Consider the following 25325-nt stretch of genomic DNA (forward strand, 5'->3'; position numbering starts at 1 on the left):
TACTATCATGATATTTAACAAGAAGAGCAGGATATTCATTACCGGCGTTAGCCTGTTATTTTCCCTGCAGGCAGCCGCTGCAGCGGCCCCGCCGGAAGATACCGTATCGCTGCAGCATGGCGCACACCGCAGCGGTAACCGTACCGACGCGGACATGGAACGCTGGCGCTCCCACCGCCTCGGACAATTCATTCACTGGGGACTATACGCTATTCCGGGCGGAGAGTGGAACGGCAAAGTGTACAATGGCGCAGCAGAGTGGATACGCTCCTGGAAGGAAATGCCGCACGAAGCATATGATAACCTGTACAAACAATTCAATCCTGCCGGCTATAACCCGCAGCAATGGGCACGCCAGGCAAAGGATATGGGCGCCAGGTACATGATTATTACCACCAAACATCATGATGGCTTCTGTTTGTGGCCCAGCAAATACAGCAAATATACCGTGGCCTCCACGCCCTGGAAGAAAGATATCATAGGCCCCATGGTGGAAGCCTATAATAAAGAAGGCATCGATGTGGTATTGTATTTCTCCATCATAGACTGGAACCATCCGGACTGGCGTACGTCTTTAAAAACTAAGGAAGATACTGTTGCCTACGGCCGTTTTAAAGTGTTTGTGAAAAATCAGCTGAAAGAACTACTGACTAAATACCCCACCGTAAAAGGTTTCTGGTTTGACGGCACCTGGGACGAGTCCTGGAAAACAGATGGCGCATTCAGCGACGAGCTGGAGCAATATCTGCAATCCCTGCATCCGGGGCTGATTATCGGCAGCCGCCTCCGCGCAGATGAGAAAGGCTCCCGTCATTTCGACTCCAACGGCCGGCTCATGGGCGACTATGAGCAGGGCTGGGAACGCAAGCTGCCGGAGAAAATCGAAGATGTACACCATAACGACTGGGAAGGGGTGATGACAATACCGGAAAATCAATGGGGATACCATGCCCGCTGGACCGGCCATATCAAAACCGCCAATGAGCTGATAGAAATGCTCGCGAGGTCTGCATCCCTCGGCGGGAACTTCGTCATCAACTTCGGACCTAAAGCCGATGGCGCCTACCGCGCAGAAGAACAGCAACTCGCCGCACAGATTGGTCAGTGGATGAAAACCAATGGAGCGGCCATTTATGGCGGCGGCTACGCCGGCCTGGAAAAGCAGGACTGGGGCTACTATATCCGCAAAGGCAATACCGACACGGTTTATATGGTTGTCTGCAACATCCCCGTATCCGGCTACCTCCGTGTAAAAATACCACCGCAGCAATCCCTGCAGTCCGCCACCGGACTGGAAAGCGGCCAGCCAATACCCACCACGCAAACCGGCAGAAATGAATACCTGCTGCAGCTGGAAAATAAAAAATATGATGCCCCCGTAGTGATACAGCTGGAGGTGAAGAAAGGTAAGGAGAGAGGGGAGTTTGAGAAGGCGCGGACCTAATACTATTTAGTTATTTTATTATTTGAGATTTGGTCATTTAAAATGCAGCGGAGATCTAAGCAAACTTATATATGCTTAGATCTCCGCTGCATTTTAAATGACCAAATCTCAAATAATAAAATAACTAAATGTCTAGGTGTGGGTCTCCCCCGGAATCACCATCACCGTTGTCTTGTGGCCACCGCGCAGCACTTCCAGGGCTACCCTGCGGCCTATTTGTTTTTCGGTGAGAAGCTGGTGCATGTCGTCTACGGTGGCGGTGGGCTGCTGATCGAAGGAGATGATGATGTCTCCGATATGCAGTTCGCTGTTGTAGAAGTTACCGTCCGGAATGATTTCAAAGACGTATACGCCGGTGGGAGTGTTGATTTTGTTGGCAGCCATCATGCGGGTGGTGAGTTGTACGGGCTGGGCGGCGATGCCAAGCTGGGCTCTGCGCACTTTACCGTGCAGGATCAGCTGTCCGGCGATCTGGGCGGCGAGATTAGCGGAAATAGCGAAGCAGAGTCCCTGTGCGGAAGGGATCATCGCGGTATTTACGCCGATTATCTGCCCGTGCGAATTAACGAGCGGGCCGCCGCTGTTGCCTGGATTAAGGGCGGCATCTGTTTGTATGACATTGTCTATCAACCTGCCGTTGCTGGCGCGGAGAGTACGGCCCAACGCACTGACCACGCCGGCTGTAACCGTATATTGTAAGCCCATAGGGTTACCGATGGCGATAGCAATCTGTCCTACCAGCAGGGCAGACGAATCGGCGAAAGACATAGCCTTTAGTCCGGATTCATCAATTTTCAGCACGGCGATATCCGTGGAAGGATCTGTTCCTTTTATTTCTGCTTTCACTTTCCTGCCATCCACAAAGGATACCTTTATTTGTTCGGCGCCTTCCACCACGTGGTTGTTGGTGATGATAAAGCCATCAGAAGAAATGATGAATCCCGACCCGCTGCCGGACTGTGTTTTCCGTTGCGGCTGCCGGCTGTCATTCACTTTACGCTGTACCTCTATGTGTACAACCGACTCTGCAACCGTACCTGCCACCCCGGCAACGGTTTGCGAGTATGCATCCAGTAAACTGGCATCATTTACCGGATGATGTGCCAGAAATGATATTGAGTTTTCCATGCCCGTGGTAGCTCAAATATATTTCCAGTTTATTTTAATGTCGTTTTGACAAGCCACGCCTGTTTTTTCTGTCAATTCCGGCAGTGCAGCTGCCATCCGGTCGTTTATTTATCCGCTTTGCCGTTGTGATAATAGAACAGCCAGCTGAAACCATACTTATCTACCATAGCGCCGATTTTGCCGGCGTAGAAATCATGTATCGGATGCGTGATTTTAGCGCCTTCTGACAGGCGGGAGAAACTGTTACTTAATTCTTCTTCTGAAGTACAACTGAAAGATATGCTGACGCGGGTACCGTTGAGGTTTGTGCCCGGCGCTCCCATATCAGAGCCGAGCAGCAGGATTTTGTCGCCTGCCCACAGGGTAGCATGCAGTACCTGGTCCTGCACGGCAGGCGGCCATTCGCCGGACATAGGAGAATCCCTGACTACCTGCATCTCCAGTTCACCACCCAGGCAGGACTTGTAAAATGTCATTGCCTCTCTGCAATTGCCGTTGAAGGTAAGGTAGGCATCGATGTTAATCATGATAAAATACGTTTACTGCAAAGCTAGGATGATCCGCCTGATCGGGCCGGGTGCAGGTGCGACAATGTCAGGGAGGTATTGCGACAAAATAATAAGATATTTGTACCTTTTTGATTCAATATTATCGTCGTATCTCATGCAACAATCCTGGCAGAAATCCCTGCTGTATCATCTCGGAGCAGTTATCCTCTTTGTGTCGCTGGCACTTGTTTTTTGCAGCCCTGTGCTGGAAGGCAGGCAGCTGTTTCAGTCGGACATGATGCATGTGAAAGGCATGGAAAAGGAAGCGGTGGACTACTACAAGACCACCGGTAATGCGCCGCTGTGGTCCAATAATATGTTTGGCGGTATGCCCACCTACGTGATCTATACCGGACCCACCACCAACAGGGTGTACTGGCTAAACCGCATCTCCACGCTCTTCCTGCCCAACCCGGCAGATATGTTGTTTGTGATGATGCTGGGCATGTATATCCTGCTCAGCGTGATGGACTTTAAGTACTGGATACGCATTCTGGGCGCTGTAGCTTATGGCTTTGCCACCTTCTCCATCGTCAGTATGGAAGTAGGGCATATCACCAAGGTATTGAGTATGGCGTGGCTGGCGCCGGTGCTGGCAGGTATTATTCTTACCTACCGGGGTAAGCTGCTTACCGGCGGAGCGTTGACAGCGCTGGCCGCCGCCCTGCTGGTGTATAACAACCATGTGCAGATTGCTTATTACGGCTTAATCATGGTTGCTTTCCTGGGGCTGGGTACGTTCCTGGTTGCCTGGCGGGAACATCGCCTGCCAGCTTTTTTCAAAGCCTCCCTGGTATTGCTGTTTGCAGGTATTATTGCAGTATTACCTGCCATGGACAACCTGCTGATTATGAAAGAATATACCCGCTATACCATGCGGGGCAGCCAGTCGGAACTAACGCTGGGAAATAAAAAGTCAGGGCAGCAGACCTCCGGACTGGATGTAGGATATGCTTTTCAGTGGAGCTACGGCCCGCGGGAAACATTCACCCTGTTACTCCCGGAACTGGCCGGAGGGGCCAGCTCCCGCCAGCTGCCATCCGGCTCGCATACCTATGCCGCGCTGGTAAAAGCAGGCATTCCGCCGGAAAAGGCCGCCACCTGGGCCACACAAAAGAGCTGGCCCCTCTACTGGGCTGCACAGCCCAATACCGCCGGCCCCGTTTATGTTGGCGCTATCATCTGTTTCCTTTTCGTACTGGCGTTACTGATAGTACAACACTGGTACAAATGGTGGCTGCTGGGTGTTACCATACTGGCCGTTATCCTCAGCTGGGGGGCCAACCTGCCGGCGGTCAACAATTTTATTTTCTATCATCTTCCCCTGTATAATAAATTCCGCTCGCCTACCATGATCCTGGCGATACCACAGATAACCTTCGTGTTCCTCGCCTGCTGGGCGTTACAGACCCTGCTGACTACCGCCGACCGGAAAATATTTTTACTGGAGCAGCTGAAGAAGGCTTTCGCCGTAACAGCCGGCCTGATTATCGCACTGGCCTTCCTCGGTGCGGCAGTGTATACTTTCAGCAGCCCGAATGATATGTTTTACGCCGGCAGCTACCAACGCATTTTGGGGAGCCGCGAGGCAGCAGACAGTATCATGCACGCCCTGAGAAAAGACCGCAGCGCCCTCCTGATAAAAGATGGTATACGGGCGCTGGCGCTGGTTTCACTCGCCTTCGGACTATGCTGGCTGCTGCTGAAAGATAAAATCAAAGCCACCGTATGTGTTATCGCACTGGCGGTATTATCGCTGGCAGATCTTTACCAGGTAGATAAAATCTATATGAGCAATGATGATTTCGTAGCGGCGTCACTGATAGATAACTATAATGCACCAACCCCGGCAGATAAACAGATCCTGCAGGATAAATCCCTTTACTACCGGGTGCTGAATACTACCGTGAGCCCTTTCCTGGATGCGAATACTTCTTACTATCATAAGTCAATAGGCGGACAAAGCCCGGCTAAATTATGGATCTACCAGGATCTGATAGAACACCAGCTGAGCAGGAACAACCAGGCAGTATTCAATATGCTGAATACAAAATATTTCATTGTAACGGATACTGTGCAGAAAACACCGGTGGCCAGGCTCAACCCGGACGCCCTGGGCAATGCCTGGTTTGTAAAAGGCATCAGGTGGGCGCCGGACGCAAATGCTGAAATGCGCGCACTGGATCATTTTAACCCTGCTGATACGGCGGTAATTGACCAGCGCTTTAAACAGCAACTCGGCAGTTTCATCCCGGTGAGAGACAGCGCCGCCCGTATTATCCTGACACATTATGATATTCATCAGCTGACCTATACCTCACAAAACGCCGCAGATGGCTTTGCTGTCTTCTCGGATATTTATTATCCTGCAGGCTGGAAAGCCTTTATTGACGGAAAGGAAACCGCTATTATCCGCGTGAACTATGCCTTGCGCGGACTGAAAATTCCTGCCGGAAAGCATGAGATAACATTTATCTTTCATCCGGATACCTATTTCCTGGGACAGCAGATATCTCTGGCTACCTCCTGGGTACTGATGGTGCTGGTACTGGCGGGATTTGTGGCGGGCGCTATATGGCGTAAATAAAACTGTTGATTTAAATAAAACCTATACTGAAGATGAAAAAGTTTTTATTTGTTTGTTTATCCCTGATGCCTTTCGCTTTAAAGGCACAGAAATGGGATGGTCCTGTCGGCATTGGCCTTAAAGCTGTGGAAACACCTTTTTCCGCACTGGATGTTAGCGGCGGCATTGCCGAAGGCAGACCCGGAAGAGTATTTGTAGCGCCGTATGTTATAGGATGGAGCAATGATGTAACCGCCGGGCAACCGGATCAGTACTTATTATTAATGCCACTGGCAGATGCCGGAACCGGTCATCCGGTGGCGGGGCTGAGCGGCACGTTATATATGTCCCGCGGTACTGCCACCTCTTACAATTTTAACGGAGAATACAGGATTTCCATGCAGCGGGCCTATAACAATAATATTTCCCTCACGCTGGTGCCGCAAAATGATTACAGCAGGTTCCTGAAAATCTACAGTGTGAAATACCAGGGCGTACCTTATGCTGCAGTTAAGATTTCAGAAATCCTGATTTCTTCCTGCTTAATCAGTTTTTCCGGGCATTGGTGGAATCAGCTGAACGGAGAAAAGCCGAGGCTGGTAGCTGCAACCGATGTTACAGAAACGACCGTGTTCAAAAGTACGCAGCCGGTATTCGGGCAATTTATATCTGCAGATGCATCAGGTAATATCGGTATCGGCACTACCGATACGAAAGGATATAAACTGGCAGTAGGAGGCGCCATCATTGCCGAAAGGATGAGAGTAAAGGCCATGGCTTCTTGGCCGGACTATGTATTTGAGAACAGTTATCAGCGTCCTTCCCTCGCTGCACTGGACCGCTATATCAAGGAGCACAAACATCTTCCTGAAATTCCTGCCGCCACAGAAGTAGCTGCCAAAGGAATAGATGTAGCAGAAATGAATGCTCTTTTACTGAAAAAAATCGAAGAACTAACGTTATACCTTATTGAAGAACACAAAAGGAATAATGAGCTGGAAGCACAGGTGAAGAAACTTCTGGTGAAGTAATTGCGAATTACGAATTGCGAATTACGAATGAGGAGCGAAGATGTAAGCGGATAAAGAGAAATTAATCTCCGCTTACATCTTCGCTCCTCATTCGTAATTCGCAATTCGTAATTCGTAATTACTTCATCAGAAGTTTCTTCATCTCTTCCATCTCCACCCTTTGCTGCTCCAGCTTTTTATTCAGTGAAATGATGTAAAGCATTAATTCCTCTATCTTCTGCATTTGTTGCTGCTGCATGTTGCCGAGGTCCAGTCCTTTTTCCGCAATTTCTTTTTCAGAAGGGATGCCTGGCAGGTGATAGTTGGTTTTGATGAAAGCTTCTACTTCAGATAGTGAAGGTAAAGTATAGTCTGATTTGAAGACATAATCAGCCCAGCCCTGATCGGTGACTTTCACTTTCTTCGCGCCGATAGTGCCGGATACAGCGAGCTTGAATTCAGGCTGCTTTTGCGGATATATGCCTATACCAACATTACCGTTGAAATAGCTGGGGGTAGTGCTGGTAAAGTAGGCGCTTTTCTGAAAGGAAAGGCCATCGCCGTTAACATATGGTTCCGGGGCGGTCAGTGGATTATGTGTATAGGAGGTACCATCGTGATCCTGTATATAGGGTTGTGTGTCGAATACAGCGGGATTTACAGGGCCATTGGCACTATAGTAGTAGGGAAGACTACCGCCACGGAGGAAGATAATGATGCGGGAAGAACCGTTGGCGGCAGTTACATCACGCCAACCTCCTACCAGCGGAGTACCGGCCGTATTCGGGAATTGTTTTATGTCCGCATCAATAAAGTGGGAGGCATTACCCCATGCCGTTACGTGATAGCGGAATCTGGCAATGATAGAACCTTCCCAGTATTTAGGCGGATTGTGCACATTGGATCTGCCCAGGTTCAGTTCAGTAGCTATGTTACTTCCCCAGCCGCAGTCAGTAAAGGCCACCGGATAAAATTTGCTTGCATCTCCTCCTACAACAAATGAGCCGCTTGACTGGGCATGGAGAGAAAAGCTGAAAGTAAGCAGTAATGCAAACAGGTATAGGGTACGCATATTAAAAAATGTTTTTTGCTTTTCGTTGGCAGATTTTGTGATGATGTTGAAAAAAGGTTCTTTTAATTAACATCGCATTTCCTGGTCAGCTTTTCAATTAGTTTTTCCTGTTGTTCCAGTTTTTTATTCAGGGAGATGATGTAAAGCATTAATTCCTCTATCTTCTGCATTTGTTGCTGCTGCATGTTGCCGAGGTCCAGTCCTTTTTCCGCAATTTCTTTTTCAGAAGGGATGCCTGGCAGGTGATAGTTGGTTTTGATGAAAGCTTCTACTTCAGAGAGAGAAGGTAAAGTATAGTCTGATTTGAAGACATAATCAGCCCAACCCTGATCGGTGACTTTCACTTTCTTTGCGCCAATGGTGCCGGATACTGCCAGCTTTAACTCGGGTTGCTTTTGCGGGAATACACCTATTCCGACACTGCCGTAGAAGTAACTGGGCGCACTGCTGTTAAAGTAAACGCTTTTCTGAAAAGCAAGTCCTTCTCCGTTTACACCAGCTTCCACGGCGGTCAGCGGACCACGGGTAATGGGAGTGCCGTTGTTGTCTTCAATATAAGGCTGAGTATCATACACTACAGGAGTCACCGTACAACTGGCAGTATAATAGTAAGGAAGGGCGCCGCCGCGCAGGTAGATGATTATACGTGCGGATGCGTTGCCATAGGTGACATCACGCCATCCTCCTACCAGCGGAGTGCCTTTCGTATTGGGGTATTGCTTTATATCCGCATCAATAAAATTGGAAGCACTTCCCCAGCCTGTTACGTGAAAACGGAATTTGGCAATGATAGATCCTTCCCAGTTTTTAGGAGGATTGTGCACAAGAGATCTGCCTATGTGCAATTCAGTGGCGATGTTACTATTCCAGCCACAGTCGGTAAAGGCTACCGGGTAAAATTTGTCGGCATCTCCGCCGACAACAAATGAGCCGGTTACCTGGGCATGCATGGAAAAGCTGGAAAAGAGCAGTGCTACAAACAGATACAGGGTACGCATAGTAAAAAATGTTTTTGACTTCCGTCAAATTTTGCGATGATGTAATAAGATGGTTTCTTTGTTATTAACAGCTGCAAATATAGTTTACACATCTATTTAATAAATTAAACCTATACTCATGAGAAGATTACTTTCTTTACTGGCCTTTGCGTTCCTGTTATTGATGTATCCGCGATCCGCGTCTGCCATGCCTCCGGGAGGAGAAGAAGATTTTTATGCCAGTGTTAGTTTTCCTGCCGGATTTAAAGTGGGGGATTATGCAGAATTTGTCAAGTGTGGTCCCATCAGCGCCTGGGCTTCCGGGTACTATGAAATTTCCATTTCCTATACACGTGGAAATATTGCTGCTGCTGCTGCTACTTATCTTGTCAGCATACCTCATGCCGCTCCGGATTTGTGGCGGGAAGCAGGGCGTATTAACAGCAATGGATACATAGCAGCGGGGCTTCATAATTTTACAATAGATGCAAATGCGGCGTATGGCAATCCCCGCCTGCGTGTAAGGGCTATAGCCACACACGGTGTTCAGGAGAGTGGTATCATCGTAGAAATCAAAGTGCACGCAATTAACCGCAATATTGCCTGGACTGCCCTGGATGTACGTGGTAATGATGTTGCCATCAACAAATTAATGCCGATGACAAATGACTGGGCGTTGTATGTGGGAAATACCGTGATGCCTAATTCTGCTTCCGTTGCCATCAAGGCGACCATGGATGGCAACGTGGGCATCGGCACCGCCAATCCGCAGTCAAAGCTGGCGGTAGCCGGCGTAGTTACCGCACAGAAAGTAAAAGTAACTATGAATGCCTCAGAGTGGCCTGACTATGTCTTCTCCGACAACTACCCGCTTCCTGACCTTACTGATCTGGCAGCCTATATCAAGGAAAAGAAACACTTGCCAGATATTCCTTCCGCTACTGAAATAGCCGCAAATGGTCATGATCTCGGAGAAATGAATAAACAGTTGCTTAAAAAAGTCGAAGAACTGACCCTCTACCTGCTCCGGGAACACCAACGCAATAATGAGCTGGAAGCAAAATTGGAAACCGTGCTGCAAAAGCTGTCGCAGTAATTATTGGAGATTTAATTATTTAGTTATTTGAGATTTTGTAGCCAATCCTTGTTTCTCTTGTACCTGCAAGTGAAAGGGACGCAAGGATTGGCTACAAAATCTCAAATAACCAAATAATCAAATAGTAAAGTATTCCTGCGCGAAGTCTTCGAAGTTACGTGCAGGCGTGCCTGTTATGGCGGCTACGGTGCCGGTGATGAAGGCGGCTTCGTGGCGGGCGTAGTGGGCGTAGTCTTCGATGAGCCCTGCTGCCTGCCAGGAGGGGAAGCCTACGGAAAGTACGGCCTGTTGCATTTCTTCAGGGGTGATGTCCACGAACTTTATCCGTTTGCCGGTGCTGGCCGAAAGTATGTCTGCTATCTGTGCATGTGTCAGCGCTGCGGGGCCGGTAAGTGTGTAGGTTTTATTTTCATGGCCGGGCTGCGTCAGGGCAGCGAGGGCTACGTCAGCAATATCCCTTATATCGATTACGCTCACGGGAGCGTTGCCGATAGCGGCAATGAACATATTTTTATTGAGTATCATATCCCTGAAGCTGAGGAAGCCCTGCATAAAAAGATTCGGACGCAGAAAAGTGTAGGCTATGCCGGAATTGATAATTGCTTCTTCCACCGCTGCATGATACCGCAGGAAGCGTACCGGCGATTGTTTGTCCGCTGCCAGCTGGGAGAGTTTTACAATATGTTGTACTCCTGCCTCTTTTGCGGCCGCTACAAAATTCAGTTGCAGCTCCTCTGCCTGTGCGGAAGAATTGGTCAGCAGGAAGGCATGTGTGATCCCCTGCAAGGCTGCAAGGACAGACGCTTTGTCCGCCAGATCGCCGGTAACCAGCTCCGCACCGGGAAGACCGGCAATTTTTTCTGCATTGTCGGATGACCTCACCAGTGCCCTGAAAGGTACGCCCTGTGCGGCCAGTCTGCCTGCCAGTATACTACCGATATTACCTGTTGCCCCGGTAATTAAAATGCTGCTATTGCTGTTGTTAGATGCTGTAGTCATAAAGAATAATTTTATGACCCAAAATTATCCCCGTTGTCCCCGTCCTCCTTGTAAGAAAACGAAAGCCGGATATTTTATTATTTTATTATTTGAGATTTTGCAGCTAATCCTTATTTCTCTTGTACCTGAAAGTATAAGTGAAATAAGGATTAGCTGCAAAATCTCAAATAACCTAATAATAAAATATTTACGTGGTTAGTTTTTTCTGTTTGGCCAGACTGGATTCGTAGTATCTGGAGAGGAAGTGGTAGATGACCAGTTCGTGTTTGCGCTGGTTGGACAGCAGGGTGCGGTTCAGGAACATGTGGATGTAGCTGGGGAGCAGGTCGTAGCGGTTGGGGAGCGGGCCGTGCTGGGCAAGGGCTGCTGCTATCTTTTCGGAGCGGATGCCAAAGAAGGCGGTCGCTTCACCGATGCCGTTGTCTGCGTCCTGTGCCGGGTCCAGGAAGCTGCCTACCTTGCGCATTTCCTGCCGGTATTTGTCGTTAAGCTGCACGAGGAGCTGTTTACCTCCGCCAAATTCCTCATAGAATCCTTTCTGCAGCTGTTGCAGCAGGAGTGATTTTTCCCGCAGCGTATAGCCGAAGTCGTTAAGGAGCTCGTCTACTCCTCTTACTGCCAGCGGCCAGCGGTAGTTTTCCCCTTCCTCTTCTTCCAGCAGATCAATGATATTGACCACCGCTTCGCTGTCAAAACAGAATATTTCTTCGCTGAGCGCCATGGTGGCGGCGCCGTAGCGTTCTATTTCACGCTGGTAGGTATCTGTCTGTATGCGGTATACGGCATCTTTGTCCTGAAATTCCTGCATGGCCTGATACAATCTGTTCAGTACCTCCTGCCAGAACAGGGGATGCGCTCCGTGATGGAAGCGGACCCGCAGATGATGTTCAGGGTCAGTATAGCGGATGAAGAACCAGCTGTCTGTAATACCTTCTTCCTGCAGGGTTTGGGCCAGCGGACGTATCACTTCGCGGAGAATGGACTCTGCGCTGCGGGTGCCGCAGTAAATTTTTACGTATAGCCATTCGCTGCCGGTAAAGAACTGGCGGACGGGCATTTCCGGAGCTTCCGTCAGGTCGGCGGAAGGGATGGCCGTTGCAGGAACCGTGGTATGGAGGGGGAAGATAAATTCGTTGGTATGTCTGCCGGCAGCGCTCTCTATCCAGCAGTTTTCTGCTGTGGACAGGAACTCCTGCAGGGTGAGCTGATCTTTTTTAAGCAGGTTGTCTGCCAGCAGTTGTATGGCAGCAGGGCATTCCATATCGATCAGCAGCTCATTGTCGCCCTCCACGATAACCACGTGGCGGGGAAGTTCCAGTTGTTCCCTGATACCTGCGAATATGCCGGCAAATGTTTCAGGGGAAGACTTTTCCAGTGCGGGATAATCTTTTTTACGCAGCTTCCAGGTGCTTTTGCTGAGCAGCAGTTTACCGTAGCGTACGCGGGGCAGGAAGGAGTCGTCCGTTTGCCATTGCCAGCTGATGCCGGCCTGGTAGCCCTGGTATTGCAGGTCGCACAGGAATTTATAGATAGGGAGCCCGTTGCGGTAGTTGTGGGCGGTGCTCATACGCGGCACTATTATTTTGTTGAGGCGGCGGGAGCGCAACATAATCTTGCCGCGTTGTACGCTCACCATCAGATCGTCTGCCGGCAGTTGAAAATTGGCAGGGGCCTGTGTGTTGGCGAGATATACTATTTCGTGGCTGCGTAGCCGCGGGCGCATGAGGATATTACCTGTACGTGATTCCGGCAGGTGAATGATTTCAGCGTAGATTTTTTCCGGTTCCTGCGCTTCTTCTGCAGCGAGGCTTTCCTTTACAAGTTGCTGCAGCCGTTCATCGCCATGGCAGAACCTGCCCAGCAGGTTGGCGGAAGAGGGGCCGGAGCAGCCGTTCATATCAAAGAGGTAGTCGCCGGCGTCGATAGCAGCTGCGCTGCTTCCCAGGATGCTGCCCATGAGGTACATGCTGTAGGGGAGGGTAGGAGCCTCCTGTTCTTTCAGTTCTTCCAGGTGCTGTTCTGTGAGCACAATTTCTTTTTTACGCTGGCGCAGGCATTCATGTAGCTGCTGTAGCTGGAATTCCATCATTTTACTGCGGGGAGGGCCCTGCGCTCTGCCGCCGGGGGTAGGGTAGATGTCGTCCAGTAGTGGCGTGTGATCGCTGCTGCTGTTGGTATGACTGCCATAGCCGATACCGGCTTCCGTATCGAGGGCCAGGTTGAGTGGGATTTCCTGTTCTTCGTAGCGGGTGCTGAAGGCGGTGATGAAGTCCTGCAGGTCGCTGTTGGGGTTAACCCTGGCCAGCTTCCACAGCGCGGATACCTGTGTGGTGATATCATTGATGAGTTGGGTACTGAGCGTGTTTTCGGTGGTGGCGAGGAACAGGTCCGTCTGTACCAGGTCTTTGTTGCTGGTAGCGTTGAGTATGGCTTTCACCAGCTCATGAATGGCGTAATATTTTTCCGTGCCTGTCTGCTGTTCGCTGAGTAGCTGTTGTATGCGGCTGAGTGGTGTGGTGAAGGCTTCGGTATGTTGCAGCTGTTGCAGGCGGCGCAGGAGATTGCTGAAGAATTCTTCTCCGGTGACGGTGGGTTCCAGTTCACTTACCAGCAGCTGGTTGCTGACCAGTTCTTCCGTAAATTCTGCGGCTTCTTCTTCCGTGATATCTTCATCTATCTCCATAATACTATTACGTATATCCGTCAGCGTTGCCCCGTTTCTGGCTGTTTCCAGCATACAGTCGAGGTATGCGCTGCGGTTCACGGCGGTGAGGTAGTAGTTACGGAATTTGTTCTTTACCGCGTAGGCGGCATAACGGTATCTGCTGCCTGTTTCGTAGAGGGAGTTGTTGGGATAGAACAGCAGCTGGGCTTTTATTTCAGGTATGCCGGTGATGGCGGCAGCCAGTTCCGCTACATAGTTCATGTCGAGGCGTGCATGTTTTTTATGCGCTTCAGGAGGCTGCAGTAATATAGCGGTATGATCGGCAGGCGCGCCGGTGGCGCATCCGGCGAAAAGGCCGTAGGGCGTACATCTGCTGCTCATGCGTAACAGGTATCTGTACAGGGAAAAAGCGAGTTTGCGGATGTCTTTTTCCTGCGTGATGGTTCCCTGTAACCATTTATGCAGTTCCTGGTATAACTCCGGGGAGGCAATATATATAGCTTCTTTCAGGTAGTTGTCTGTATATATTTCTTTGATCGTTCCGGCGAGCGTGGCAGGGGTAATGGTACGTAACTGTTCGTGGATGTTGACTGGTAAAAGCGGTGTTCTTACAACGTAGTAGTTTTCTGACTGGATCATGGCTTCAGGCGCGTCTTTAAATGTTTGAAGGTAACGGTTTAGCTGGCGATGACGTATCCCGTTTTTACGGGATTATCTAAGTTATCACATATACTTTGAAAAAAAATCACGCTTTTCCGTGAGCTTCATTTTCCAACAATCTGCTTACATTTATAAACGATCCTGTAATTGAGAAAAAACCTTATTAATGTCCACATTTATAATATAACAGTCACTTACCACAAGCAGATTATTTTCAACCTATAAAAATTGTATTATGAGAAAAACAACAGAAAAAAAACTCGTGCTCAACAAAGTGAAAGTTTCCAAGTTGAACAATGTTAAACAAGAAGTTAATGCAGACAAAAAACCAACGTACACTGGTTGCAGCCTGTTTGCAAAATGCACACCTCCGATTTCTTTTAACAACTGCTGAGAATTAAGGTAGCTTATGAAAAAGATCACTGAAAAAAAACTCAGCCTCGGTAAAATCAAGGTAGCGGATTTAAGCGCTAAAACGGTTACTGCTGAAGCGCTGAAATCAGCACAGTGCAACTCTTTTCCGATTGCCTGTCTGAGCCAGGGTGCGCCATTATGCAGCGTTGATTCCTGCCGCTTCTGATTTGATTTTACTGCATATATACCGCGTTCTGGCATACCTGTCTGCAGCATGTATACCCGCCGCTGTAAAAATGTATTAAATCATTTATTATTGCATGGCAAAACATGTACGCTTTGTTGCAGTACATGTTTTGCCATTATATGTTTATAAACGGCTAATAGTATGGATTACAAAAAGGAAGCTGCCGCCATGGCAGCCAAGATCAGTACTGCGCTTAACGAATTTGTTGTTAACGACACCAATACAGGATTACTGGGCGGCTATACAGGAAGCGCCCTGTTCTATGCCTATTATTATCAGCTGACTTCCAGCGATGAGCACCTGGATAAGGCGCATGCCATCATAGAGAAAAGTATTGAGTCGCTGGGGCAGGAAGCTACCAACGGTTCTCACTGCAGCGGTGTTGCAGGGGTGGCGTGGACTATCCAGCATCTGATAGATATGGGTTTTATTGAAGAAGATGAGCTGGTAGATGCTTTTGCAGACATCGATGATATCGTTGGCGAGTTTATGCTGAATTCGCTGGAAGAATCGCAGCTGGATTTCCTTCATCAGGGTACCGGACCAGCGTTGTATTTCCTCGGCAGGCCGGCTCATATTGCAGAGAAGTACCTGGTGCCTATGGTAACGCACCTGGAGCAGCAGGCGGTGATTCTGCCTACCGGTATTTCCTGGAGAGATGAGTTTGCCCGGAGCAACAAGCCCGAATATGCGGGTAAGGAAGTGTTTAACCTGGGGCTGGCGCATGGCGTGCCTTCCATCATTGCCTTGCTGGCCAGGCTGTACGAAAAGGGTATTGCGAAGGAACGCGCTGCGGTATTGGCGCATGACAGTATTCAGTGGTTGCTGTCAGCCAAAAAGCCACAGAGCGGCGGTGGTGAATCCTGGTACCCGACACTCGTGGATGCGGCCAATGTTCCGTCAGGTGACCGGCATAGCCGTCTGGGCTGGTGCTACGGCGACCTGGGTATCGCCACCATGCTGATGGGAGCGGGGGAGCGTTTGCAGCGCAATGATTACAAAACGGAAGCCCACCAGATGATGCGCGATATTGCCCAGCACCGCGACCTGAAGAACGGCGCTGTTTTCGATGCCTGCCTCTGCCATGGCAGTGCGGGTATTGCCCATATCTTTCAGCGTGGGGCTGCTTCCACCGGCGATCCGCTGCTGGCCCAGGCTACAGATCAGTGGATACAGCATACGCTGGCGTTAAGCAACCGCCCCGGCCCCGTTGGATACCAGTTCTATCATATGCCGGATTGGGTAGACAGTTATAATATGCTGGAAGGGATTACCGGTATCGGGCTGGCACTGGTCAGTTACATGGAACCGGGAATCAGACCTGACTGGGGTAATGGCATGCTGATATCCTAAACTTACCTAGTTGTATTCCGCATCCGAATTTTTTATATATTACAGGAGAAGTAAATGAAAATCTAAATTGTGTTCACCCGAGATTGCTATGCCAAGCATTCCATCGTTACAGCAAACCTGAATAACCATGATCCGATTATATTTCGTCGATGATCATCCGTTGATACTCGAAGGGCTGCGATCATTACTAAGCCTGGAAAAAGACATAGAGCTGGTCGGGGAAACCCGTACCGGCGCTTCCTGTCTTAATTTCCTGGTGCGCGGCTCCGCCGATGTTATTTTACTGGATACAATGCTGCCCGATATCAGCGGGGCAGCATTGTGTGATATCATCAAAAAACTATACCCCGACGTAATGGTCCTGGGGCTGAGTTATCACAAGGATTACAGCGGCATCGCCGGTATGCTGGACAGCGGCGCCAGCGGATGCCTGATGAAAAACGCTGACAAACAGGAGCTGCTACGGGCCATCCACGAGGTCCATGCAGGGCAGACCTATCTTTCTGCCGAACTGAAAGAAATACTGAATGAAGAAAAAGGCCATTCCCGGCTACGCCAGCTGCACATTACCAAAAGGGAAAAAGAAGTGCTGTGGCTCATCGCCAACGGTCATACCAATCATGAAATAGCTGAAAAACTGTTTATCAGCAGCGATACAGTAGACAGCCACCGGAGAAACCTGCTTGGAAAACTGAAAGCCCGAAATACTGCCATGCTGATCAAATGCGCTGTTGACCATCAGTTGCTGGTGCCTGGTCAAACCTGATCCGCTCTCTGCCCACTGTTAATCTTGACACTGTCACTAATGCTAAAACTATCAGTAAAGCTGGTACAGGCATAGGTTTGCCGTTTCGGTACGTCAATAACGCCTACGCCTGTACGAAGATGCTGAAGGCATTAACTGCTGCTGGTTAACAGGGATGTTTTTATTGGCTGCAGTTGTTGTATAACATAACAACTGCAGCTTTAATATTTTAGAAAAAAATATCTGTAGGACCCTGCGATGTATTTGCAGTGGAAATTCCCTACTTTTGCCCTTCATCGACCCCGATTTTTTGTTTTTACGATAGTACAGGATTTCATCAGCCAACATAAGACAGATCAAACCGCGGGAAAGATGAAGGATGCGTTTTGTTGTCAGCATATGATAGTTATGTTGATATGTGATTAAATTCAGTTTCCCTCAAACTGTAAAGCCATTTGTATGCAACTTAGACTCCTTGTGACGACCCTTGTCATCATGCTGGGCTATGGCCGTGCCCTGGCTCAGATAAGTATTCCCTATCAGGCGCTTGCTGCGAATATCAGTATGGACATGACTACTGATGCTGTTACCTTTGCGCCAGCCCCTGCTCCCGCACCTGACAGTATACAGGCCACCGCTATTTGGTCCTTTGCTACTGCCGCCGCTGAAATGCCTGCCTTTATGGTAGAAGGCAGCCATCTGGAAGTAAAGCAGATCAATGACGCCCTGGCCCTCATTCAAAGGACCAACCCCGCCATTTATGCTACTGTTACTGCCGCCAGGGGAGGGTTGCGTATCTACATCGGTGAACTGATTCCCAAAAATCTGAATACCACCCTCTCCAACCATGGTATCACCTGGTTTGAAGAAGCAGACATCACCCATGAACTGACCGGCGAATTCAATATTGATATGACCCGCAGCAACGATCTGCGCGCAGAAGCCAATGGTCAGTATTCCCGCGGACGACGCAACGGGGCGGAGCCGGAAAGGGTCCTCATCTCCGAAGCGGAAGCCAATAGTATGATTACCTTTCAGCATCCTGAAATAACGATCGATAACAGCCTGTCCGGAAAGGCATTTGCCAGAGTACTGGCCCATGAACTGGGACACGTAGCCTATCGTATGAACAACAAGGCCAGATCCGTTTTCTTTCCGGTAGATGCCGCCCTGAAAGGCCACGATGCCGGCAACCCCGACGGAGAAGCCGCCGATAAGGCCGGCCGTGAATTCGACCGGAACTACCGCAAAGCCAAACGAGCCATCAAAGCAGAGAAGAGACGCCTGATGGCGAAACAGTAAGGAGTATTTTATAATTTGGCTATTTGAGATTTGGTTATTTAAAATGCAGCGGAGACAGAAAGCGGATAAACAAGCTAATGATTCTGTTTTTGTCTCCGCTGCATTTTAAATAACCAAATCTCAAATAGCCAAATTGTCATTTAATAACGTAAACGTATATACGAAAATTGGTTACTCCCCCAGAAAGTTCATCCCTATCTGTGCCAGCATTTTAATCAGCGGCAGCACTTCCTTTCCTTTTTTGGTCAGGGTGTATTCAACGCGCAGGGTATTTTCAAGGTAAGACCGCTTCTCCAGTATTTTATTTTCTACCAGGGAGCGTAATTCCTGCAGTAACATTTTCTCACTGATCTCCGGTATGTAGCGGCGCAGCTCACCGTAACGCACCGGCTTGTCTTCCACGATATGATAGATGATGCGCAGTTTCCATTTCCCGCCGAGTACTTCAAGGGCTTTCGTGATGGGGCAATTTTTTACAGAAATTATTTCCATAGTTAACCTATTGATTTTGTAGGGTTTGAACCTTTTGGTAAGTACTGTACCAATTGGTAAGTTCTTGACCCGTATTTAGTTGTGATTTAAATTTACAGTATTAACCACAAAAAACTAAAAATTAATACCTCAATATTATGGCTACAATCTTAGTTACAACGGCGACCGGGCTTCAGGGAACAGCAGTTGCGCAGGAGCTGGTAAAGGCAAATTTTTCAGTTAAAGTGTTAACAAGAGATCCTTCAAAAATCGCATCAGGGGATTACCAGGTGGCTGAGGGTAGCTTTGATGATCCTGATAGTCTCAGGGAGGCGCTCACTGGTGTTGATGGCGTTTACTTCAAATTACCGTTGATTTTTGATAAAGATCTGTTGCTCAAATATACCAAAAACTTTGTTGAAGCAGCAAAAAATGCATCGCTGAAACTGATCGTGTTTAACAGCAGCATCCTGGTACCGGAGCAACCTTCCGGCTTTGTTGCTTTCGACTCCAAACTGGAAGCGGAGCAATTACTGAAGCAATCAGGATTACCGGTGGTTTATCTGCATCCGCGTATTTATCTTGATAACCTCGCTGCGCCATGGTCTGTTCCCGCTATCATTGAGCAGGGCGTACTGCCGGTGCCGGTACCCGGCGGTCAGCAGGTTTCCTGGATCAGCCTGTACGACCTCGCGCGTTACACCGTGGCCGCCTTCCAGCGTCCTGAACTGGCAGGCCGCACCTTCGAAGTGGGCGCTGCGCCGGTGAATGCCCAGGACCTCACTGCCGGTTTATCTTCCCTGCTCAACAAAACCATCCAGTACGTTTACGTTACCCCGGATGAATTTGAAGCCGGCCTCAAAGGCGCCTTCGGTGACCTGACGGCGAAAAGCATTTCAGATATTTACCGTCACCTCCGCGATAAACCGGAAGACTTTGTGGTGAACAACAACGACGCCGTGAAAGCGCTTGGCGTGGAACCATTAACATTTGCCCAATGGGTAGCCAATGTGCCCTGGGAACAACTTAATCAACAATACGCCGGCGCTATAGCCGGTTAATAATCTGGTTTATTAATACTTAGCTATGGAGAATAAAGTGAACTGTGATGTAACCGGTATGTGCAGTCATGAACAGGCTTTCACCCCATCAGGCGCCGGGCGCACTGATACTGTGGAAATCATTTACGGATACGATCCGCTCTGCGGCTGGTGCTACGGCTTTTCGGCGCACCTGCAGCAGATACGTGCGGCATTCCGGGATAAAGTCCTGTTCACTTTACTCAACGGCGGCATATTTGCCAATACCCGGCAAACGCCGATGGAATTTATCAGCGCACATATCAACAGAAGCATGCCGTATGTAACGGAACGTACGGGAGCTGTATTCGGTGCGCATTTCAGGCAACTGCTGCTGAAAAAGGAATATCCGTACGACTCTGAGAAGGCTTCCGTAGCAGTGACGGTGTTCCGGGAACTGCTGCCCGGAAAGGTGTTCGAGTTCGCCGCTGCGGTACAAACCGCCTTCTTCTATAACGGAATGGATATTCATGCAGACAGCACCTACCTGGAACTGATCCGGCCTTTTGACATTGATCCACCCCTGTTTTTGTCAAAGCTGCAATCTGCTGCCAGCCGGCAACTGACACATGAGGAATACAGCGCCGCTGCCAGGTACCGGCTGGCCTATCCTTCCTCTCTGATCATCAGCCCGCTGGGCACAGAAATGCTGCATGAAGGCTTTGAACCTGCTTCCCAGGTCATCGCAAAAATTGAACGGAAACTGTTGCAGTTGCAACAAACATCGGTAGTAACAGGTCACACCTGATTCAGTAACTGTTAATTTTATCTTACTATGCTGTGTTGTAAGTAAGGAATGCCAACAAGAAAATCCCACCAACGGATAACCACCCCGATCATTAAACATTTTTCATGTAAAGCATGGACAGCCTGCTTTATGCCCAAACCCTAATATCCGGATAAATAATGAAAGCAGATATCCAGCAGACACGCGTCACTGCGCCATCGTATGATGCAGTGATACGCGCGGAAGAAGTGAATGCCGAAGCAGGACACGAAAACCTGGGATTCCTCTCTTTTAGTCATGGCTTTATGCCTAAAGAACCGCCTTTGCTGCGCCTGCCTGAAAAATTCAGCGCATGGGACGAGCTGGCGGCAGACCTTCCGCGCCATTATATGAACCAGTCGTTACGACAGGCTTTTCAGGCATTGCCGGTACTCATCCCCGATGAGGAGAGTCTGCCGGAACCCTTTCTCTGCCGCGCTTCTGTATTAATGAGCATGTTCGCGCATGCCTACGTACGCTGCGAAAGAGAAGAAGATCTGAATATCCCTGCTGCCATACAACAGCCGTGGGAGCTCATTACCAGCCGCCTCAAAAGACCGGTGCCCTTCCTTTCCTACATTGATCTTATTGTTTACAACTGGAAACTGCAGCAGCCCGAAGGCCCCGTAGAAGTAGAGAACCTGCTGCTGCTCGTGCCTACGGTAGATAATAATGAAGAAAGAATTTTTTATCTCACACAAACAGAAATCCTCGCGAAAGCAGCTCCCGTCATCTCTGCCGTAACAGATGTGCAGAATGCCATCCTGATGGAAGATACACCACTCGTGATTGCCGGACTGCAACGTATACAGGAAACCATTGAAGCGCTGACAGAAAAATCTTTTCTCAAAATAAATCCGAACCCGCGCAGCAGTACCTATGTAGACCCTATCGTCTGGGCCAAAACAGTAGCGCCTTTTGCCGTACCCCTGAAGGAAGGGGTGCAGGGCCCCAGTGGTACTTCATCTCCCATATTTCACCTGATCGACACTTTTATTGAAAGAGCCAGGTACGATACCATCCTGGGGGAAGAAGCCCTGTTCATCCGTCGCTGGTATCCGGAGCACTGGCGCAATTTCCTGTCAGCAGTAGAACAGGTGTCTCTATCCGCTTATGTGGAGAAAGCCGGCAGCGATGAACTGCACGGCGCCTACTATTCCCTGGTGGAGAGCTATGCAGGCCGGCAGGGATTCCTGGGTGTGCATAAACGTAAAGTCTACGGTTACCTGCAGATGGCTTTTAAAGTGGGCCGCTCCGTTACTATCGGCGGTTTCAGCGGACTGTTCAAAGAGCGTACCTGGGAAGAGGTGGATGATGAACTGGAGAGCACCCGCCTGGAACGCTATGCAGACAAGAGCCTCAAGTGCCCTTTCGCTACCATCAGCGGCCGCCGTCCTGCCGGCTCCCTGGATGTACAGAACATTCAGCTGGATATCCGCGATAAGGGCGTCAGCTACAGGCCCGGCGACCGTGTGGCTATCCTGCCCTCCAACAACGAGCAGGAGGTGGCGCAACTGTTACAGCTGCTGCAGCTGCCGCCGGAACTGCCGGTGAAGATCAATGAGCGCTGGCGGGAACATGCGGCAAAGTATTTTCATGTTTTCAATGATGAATTGCCCCTGAAGCGCATCCTGCAATCAGCGCAGCTGCACCGCGTGTATCCGTCGAAGTTAGCGGAACCGCCTGCGGCATTGCATGCCTGCCTGCAGGGTATTCAACGCGCCAATATCCATATCGGCCTGAAGGATTTTATCGACATCGTTACAGGTCACGGTATCGCTACGGATATTTTTGCATCCGGGCATTTCCTCACGGATCTGCTGGAAGTGGAGAAGGAAAGACTTTACAGCATCTCTTCCGGCGACCTGGCAGATAAAAAAGGAGTACTGGAACTGACAGTAGGTAAGGTGAAGGCGCAGCGTAATGGCAAACCTGCTGCCGGCGTGGCTTCAGGGTATCTGCATGACGCCCCCGTGTCGGCAGACAACCGTATTCCGTTCCGCATTGTACGCCCTTTACGGTTTAAGTTGCCGGAACACCCGGACCGCCCGGTGATTATGTTTGCAGGCGGTACCGGTATCTCTCCCTTCAAGGCTTTCTGGGAACACCTGTCCGCCGGAAACCGCGCCCATAAAGGATGGCTTTTCCTCAGCATCCGGGAACAGAAAGACCTGCCATACCGGGAAGAACTGGAAGAACTGGTGTTTGAAAAGGGATTCCGTGTAGACGTAGCCGTTACCAGGGAGCCTGTGCGCTTCAATAAAACACTCAGCCACCTCGGAAAGCAATTTGTGTTTGAACCGGCGCAGCCAGCCCGTATCGGACAGCTGCTGGCAGATGAATCCTACCAGGAACGCCTGTACGAATACCTGAAATCCGAACACCGGGGCGGTAAGCAGGCCAACATTTATGTATGCGGAAAGGCCGGCTTTGCCAAATCCGTGATGGATGCATTACGCCGTATCATCAAAATACAGGCGGAAAAAGAAGGCGCAGACGCCAGAGAGCTTTTCTACGAGCTGTTTTCGGCAGACCGTTACATGCAGGATATTTTCACGGATCAGGAGCCGGCAGGGCAGCAGCCTACTCATTATCATATCTCTGATGTTATCAAACGCAATAACGACCAGTATGGCTATTGGGTTATCGTGAATAATAAGATATTCGACCTGACAGAATTTAAAGAGATACACCCCGGCGGAGAGAAGATTGTGCTGGATAACGCCGGACGGGACGGTACCCATGAATTCAGGCGGGCAGAGCATCATCATAATCCCGAAATCATGTCGCTGCTCAGTATGTATTATGTGGGAGAGGTGATAGTACCACAGTTCGAATCAGCAGAAATTGCCGTGAAATACCACCGGTGGTTATCTGCCGTACATCTCAGCACAGAAATGCAGAATACCCTGTATACAGATTATACTTTTACCGGGAAACAAACCACCCGCGCTGATCACAGCGGATCGCCCACCGCCTATAAACGGTCGCTGATCCTGGAAAACCACCTGCGGTTTAATGAAGAGTATATTCCGTTGCTGACAGAAAGCCTGCTGGAACAATATACCACCGATACGCCGCTGACAGCAGCACTGGCAGAAATCAGCGCCCGCAGCCGCCAGGAAGCCGCGTTTATCGAAGGCGTTTTTGAAGCCTATCAGCATACCGCCGATGCTGCCCTGCTGCAGGTGCTGCAGGAGATAGAGCAGGCAGACAAAGCGCTGATCCTGGATATCCGCCGGCTGTTCCGCGCCGGGCTGAAATATTTCGAAGGCTATGAAACGGAGCTGCATCAGCTGTTTGACCAGAACCTGCAGACGATCCTGCAGCATACCGTAGATAAACTGCGGCAGTATAACAACGCTACCAGCAGCCGTAACGGCCGTTTCCGTTTTTTTTGATCTTATATACTACTTAGTCTATAGAAATAACATAGAATATGATAGTCAACTTTAACACCCGCAGCGTACAACTACTGGGCGACACCCTGACACCGGTAGAAATATACCTGCGGGTAAGGGATGAATTTCCCAACAGCATTATTCTCGAAAGCTCGGATTATCATCAGCGTCAGCACAGCTATTCCTATATCTGCTGCGATCCGGTATCGTCCTTTGAAGTAAAGGAGGAACAGATCACTATCGCATTTCCCGGTGAAGACCCGGAAACAACGCCGGTTACCGCGCACCGGCAGGTATTGGCCGCCCTGCAGCGCTATACGGCCTCTTTTTCGTATAGCCATCCCCGTACACCGTATGTCACACACGGATTATTCGGTTTTACCAGTTACAATGCAGTCAGGTATTTCGAGGAAGCAGACATTCATGATTTTGAAAATGAAGACAGAAGTATCCCTGACCTGTTCTACCAGGTGTACCGCTACGTTATCATCTACAGTCATCATAACGACGAGGTATGGCTGTATGAGCATACCCCGCAGGGAGAAACATCTAACCTGGACGGTATGCAGCACCTCATCAGCCGTAAGAGCTACCCGCATTACCCCTTCCACTCATCGCCGGAAGAAACCTCCAACTTTACTGATGAGGAATTCCTGCAGGTAGTGCAGAAAGGTATTGACCACTGCTACCGCGGCGACGTATTCCAGGTGGTGCTTTCCCGCCGCTTCAGCAGGCGTTACCGCGGAGACGACTTCATGGTATACCGTGCGCTGCGGCATATTAATCCTTCACCTTATCTCTTCTACTTCGATGCCGGCAGCTTCCGCATTTTCGGCTCCTCACCGGAAGCGCAGATAGTGGTGAAGGACGGCATAGCCACCGTTTTTCCTATAGCCGGTACCGTTAAACGCACCGGAAACGCGGAGGAGGACCGGCAGCTGACAGATCGCCTGCTGCAGGACCCCAAGGAAAATGCGGAACATATCATGCTGGTAGACCTTGCCCGCAATGATCTCAGCACCCACGGATCTTCCGTGGCAGTGGAAACCTTCCGGGAAGTGCAATATTATTCCCACGTCATCCACCTCGTATCCAAAGTTACCGGCAAACTCGATGACCCGCAGGGGAGTCTGCAGATGCTGGCTAATACCTTTCCCGCAGGCACGCTCTCCGGCGCGCCCAAACATAAAGCCCTGCAGCTGATTAATACCTATGAACGGCAATGCCGTGGTTACTACGGCGGTGCTATCGGTTATATCAGCTTCCATGGTGAAGTGGATCACGCCATCATGATACGTACTGTGCTCAGCAAGGACAATCATCTTTACTACCAGGCGGGAGCCGGAGTGGTAGCGCGTTCCAACGTGCAAAGCGAATTACAGGAAGTTAATAATAAACTGATGGCGCTCAAAAGGGCCATCGAATATGCAGCAACCTTTTAA

General features: G+C 49.6%; 19 protein-coding genes. 12 read left to right on the top strand and 7 right to left on the bottom strand.

Translation table 11 applies throughout. The annotated features are described in order from the left end of the window. Nucleotides 1–7: 7 nt before the first annotated feature. Nucleotides 8–1444, top strand: coding sequence for an alpha-L-fucosidase (locus GWG06_RS09810; protein ID WP_160712906.1), 1437 nt, complete (start codon nt 8–10; stop codon nt 1442–1444). 132 nt (nt 1445–1576) lie between these two features. Here the strand turns inward: GWG06_RS09810 and GWG06_RS09815 are convergent, their stop codons facing one another. Both GWG06_RS09815 and GWG06_RS09820 read right to left on the bottom strand, forming a co-directional pair. Continuing rightward, complete coding sequence (locus GWG06_RS09815; RefSeq protein ID WP_160712908.1) at nt 1577–2572, bottom strand: S1C family serine protease; 996 nt, start codon at nt 2570–2572, stop codon at nt 1577–1579. 104 nt (nt 2573–2676) lie between these two features. Then, nucleotides 2677–3099 (bottom strand): VOC family protein, encoded by a 423-nt coding sequence (locus tag GWG06_RS09820; RefSeq protein ID WP_127041453.1) that lies wholly within the window; start codon nt 3097–3099, stop codon nt 2677–2679. 136 nt (nt 3100–3235) lie between these two features. On the opposite strand from GWG06_RS09820, the gene GWG06_RS09825 reads away from it, so the two are divergent. Beyond that, a complete protein-coding gene (locus GWG06_RS09825; protein WP_160712910.1) occupies nt 3236–5707 on the top strand; it encodes a YfhO family protein in 2472 nt (823 codons plus the stop codon). A gap of 32 nt (nt 5708–5739) precedes the next feature. After that, on the top strand, nt 5740–6717 hold the full coding sequence (locus GWG06_RS09830) for a hypothetical protein (RefSeq protein WP_160712912.1): 978 nt from the start codon (nt 5740–5742) through the stop codon (nt 6715–6717). Nucleotides 6718–6835: 118 nt separating this feature from the next. Here GWG06_RS09830 and GWG06_RS09835 read toward each other — a convergent pair whose 3' ends face one another. After that, nucleotides 6836–7768, bottom strand: a complete 933-nt coding sequence (locus GWG06_RS09835; RefSeq protein ID WP_160712914.1) for a FliH/SctL family protein — start codon at nt 7766–7768, stop codon at nt 6836–6838. 62 nt (nt 7769–7830) lie between these two features. Next, complete coding sequence (locus GWG06_RS09840; protein WP_160712916.1) at nt 7831–8766, bottom strand: hypothetical protein; 936 nt, start codon at nt 8764–8766, stop codon at nt 7831–7833. 118 nt (nt 8767–8884) lie between these two features. Between GWG06_RS09840 and GWG06_RS09845 the strand changes: the two genes are divergently transcribed. Continuing rightward, a complete protein-coding gene (locus tag GWG06_RS09845) occupies nt 8885–9841 on the top strand; it encodes a hypothetical protein (RefSeq protein ID WP_160712918.1) in 957 nt (318 codons plus the stop codon). A gap of 117 nt (nt 9842–9958) precedes the next feature. Here the strand turns inward: GWG06_RS09845 and GWG06_RS09850 are convergent, their stop codons facing one another. Both GWG06_RS09850 and GWG06_RS09855 read right to left on the bottom strand, forming a co-directional pair. Beyond that, entirely contained in the window at nt 9959–10840 is an 882-nt protein-coding gene (locus GWG06_RS09850) for an SDR family oxidoreductase (protein WP_160712920.1), read from the bottom strand. Between the two features lie 187 nt (nt 10841–11027). Next, on the bottom strand, nt 11028–14144 hold the full coding sequence (locus GWG06_RS09855; protein ID WP_160712922.1) for a lantibiotic dehydratase: 3117 nt from the start codon (nt 14142–14144) through the stop codon (nt 11028–11030). Nucleotides 14145–14574: 430 nt separating this feature from the next. Between GWG06_RS09855 and GWG06_RS09860 the strand changes: the two genes are divergently transcribed. From GWG06_RS09860 to GWG06_RS09875, 4 genes are all read left to right on the top strand, one after another. Next, on the top strand, nt 14575–14745 hold the full coding sequence (locus GWG06_RS09860; protein ID WP_158631549.1) for a hypothetical protein: 171 nt from the start codon (nt 14575–14577) through the stop codon (nt 14743–14745). A 162-nt stretch (nt 14746–14907) separates the two neighbouring features. After that, nucleotides 14908–16119 carry a lanthionine synthetase C family protein gene (locus tag GWG06_RS09865; RefSeq protein WP_160712924.1) on the top strand — a complete coding sequence of 404 codons (1212 nt, stop codon included), beginning with the start codon at nt 14908–14910 and terminating at the stop codon, nt 16117–16119. 127 nt (nt 16120–16246) lie between these two features. Continuing rightward, complete coding sequence (locus GWG06_RS09870; RefSeq protein WP_202182985.1) at nt 16247–16885, top strand: response regulator; 639 nt, start codon at nt 16247–16249, stop codon at nt 16883–16885. A gap of 438 nt (nt 16886–17323) precedes the next feature. Then, nucleotides 17324–18166, top strand: coding sequence for a hypothetical protein (locus GWG06_RS09875; protein ID WP_160712926.1), 843 nt, complete (start codon nt 17324–17326; stop codon nt 18164–18166). 171 nt (nt 18167–18337) lie between these two features. On the opposite strand, the gene GWG06_RS09880 is transcribed toward GWG06_RS09875, so the two are convergent. Beyond that, nucleotides 18338–18658, bottom strand: a complete 321-nt coding sequence (locus GWG06_RS09880) for a winged helix-turn-helix transcriptional regulator (protein ID WP_160712928.1) — start codon at nt 18656–18658, stop codon at nt 18338–18340. A gap of 137 nt (nt 18659–18795) precedes the next feature. Between GWG06_RS09880 and GWG06_RS09885 the strand changes: the two genes are divergently transcribed. The 4 genes from GWG06_RS09885 (at nt 18796) to GWG06_RS09900 (ending at nt 25325) form a co-directional block, all read left to right on the top strand. Next, nucleotides 18796–19698, top strand: coding sequence for an SDR family oxidoreductase (locus tag GWG06_RS09885; RefSeq protein WP_160712930.1), 903 nt, complete (start codon nt 18796–18798; stop codon nt 19696–19698). A gap of 25 nt (nt 19699–19723) precedes the next feature. Continuing rightward, on the top strand, nt 19724–20464 hold the full coding sequence (locus GWG06_RS09890) for a DsbA family protein (RefSeq protein ID WP_160712932.1): 741 nt from the start codon (nt 19724–19726) through the stop codon (nt 20462–20464). A 158-nt stretch (nt 20465–20622) separates the two neighbouring features. Beyond that, nucleotides 20623–23883 (top strand): cytochrome b5 domain-containing protein, encoded by a 3261-nt coding sequence (locus GWG06_RS09895; RefSeq protein ID WP_160712934.1) that lies wholly within the window; start codon nt 20623–20625, stop codon nt 23881–23883. Nucleotides 23884–23921: 38 nt separating this feature from the next. After that, complete coding sequence (locus tag GWG06_RS09900; RefSeq protein ID WP_160712936.1) at nt 23922–25325, top strand: anthranilate synthase component I family protein; 1404 nt, start codon at nt 23922–23924, stop codon at nt 25323–25325.

This window comes from Chitinophaga solisilvae (genome assembly GCF_009928525.1).
Lineage (GTDB): Bacteria > Bacteroidota > Bacteroidia > Chitinophagales > Chitinophagaceae > Chitinophaga > Chitinophaga solisilvae.

Coding starts and splice junctions, on each gene's coding strand:
- GWG06_RS09880 (WP_160712928.1), bottom strand. CDS start 18,658: ATGGAAATAATTTCTGTAAAAAATTGCCCCATCACGAAAGCCCTTGAA.
- GWG06_RS09815 (WP_160712908.1), bottom strand. CDS start 2,572: ATGGAAAACTCAATATCATTTCTGGCACATCATCCGGTAAATGATGCC.
- GWG06_RS09855 (WP_160712922.1), bottom strand. CDS start 14,144: ATGATCCAGTCAGAAAACTACTACGTTGTAAGAACACCGCTTTTACCA.
- GWG06_RS09825 (WP_160712910.1), top strand. CDS start 3,236: ATGCAACAATCCTGGCAGAAATCCCTGCTGTATCATCTCGGAGCAGTT.
- GWG06_RS09875 (WP_160712926.1), top strand. CDS start 17,324: ATGCAACTTAGACTCCTTGTGACGACCCTTGTCATCATGCTGGGCTAT.
- GWG06_RS09810 (WP_160712906.1), top strand. CDS start 8: ATGATATTTAACAAGAAGAGCAGGATATTCATTACCGGCGTTAGCCTG.
- GWG06_RS09840 (WP_160712916.1), bottom strand. CDS start 8,766: ATGCGTACCCTGTATCTGTTTGTAGCACTGCTCTTTTCCAGCTTTTCC.
- GWG06_RS09885 (WP_160712930.1), top strand. CDS start 18,796: ATGGCTACAATCTTAGTTACAACGGCGACCGGGCTTCAGGGAACAGCA.
- GWG06_RS09865 (WP_160712924.1), top strand. CDS start 14,908: ATGGATTACAAAAAGGAAGCTGCCGCCATGGCAGCCAAGATCAGTACT.
- GWG06_RS09890 (WP_160712932.1), top strand. CDS start 19,724: ATGGAGAATAAAGTGAACTGTGATGTAACCGGTATGTGCAGTCATGAA.
- GWG06_RS09895 (WP_160712934.1), top strand. CDS start 20,623: ATGAAAGCAGATATCCAGCAGACACGCGTCACTGCGCCATCGTATGAT.
- GWG06_RS09820 (WP_127041453.1), bottom strand. CDS start 3,099: ATGATTAACATCGATGCCTACCTTACCTTCAACGGCAATTGCAGAGAG.
- GWG06_RS09830 (WP_160712912.1), top strand. CDS start 5,740: ATGAAAAAGTTTTTATTTGTTTGTTTATCCCTGATGCCTTTCGCTTTA.
- GWG06_RS09900 (WP_160712936.1), top strand. CDS start 23,922: ATGATAGTCAACTTTAACACCCGCAGCGTACAACTACTGGGCGACACC.
- GWG06_RS09870 (WP_202182985.1), top strand. CDS start 16,247: ATGATCCGATTATATTTCGTCGATGATCATCCGTTGATACTCGAAGGG.
- GWG06_RS09850 (WP_160712920.1), bottom strand. CDS start 10,840: ATGACTACAGCATCTAACAACAGCAATAGCAGCATTTTAATTACCGGG.
- GWG06_RS09860 (WP_158631549.1), top strand. CDS start 14,575: ATGAAAAAGATCACTGAAAAAAAACTCAGCCTCGGTAAAATCAAGGTA.
- GWG06_RS09845 (WP_160712918.1), top strand. CDS start 8,885: ATGAGAAGATTACTTTCTTTACTGGCCTTTGCGTTCCTGTTATTGATG.
- GWG06_RS09835 (WP_160712914.1), bottom strand. CDS start 7,768: ATGCGTACCCTATACCTGTTTGCATTACTGCTTACTTTCAGCTTTTCT.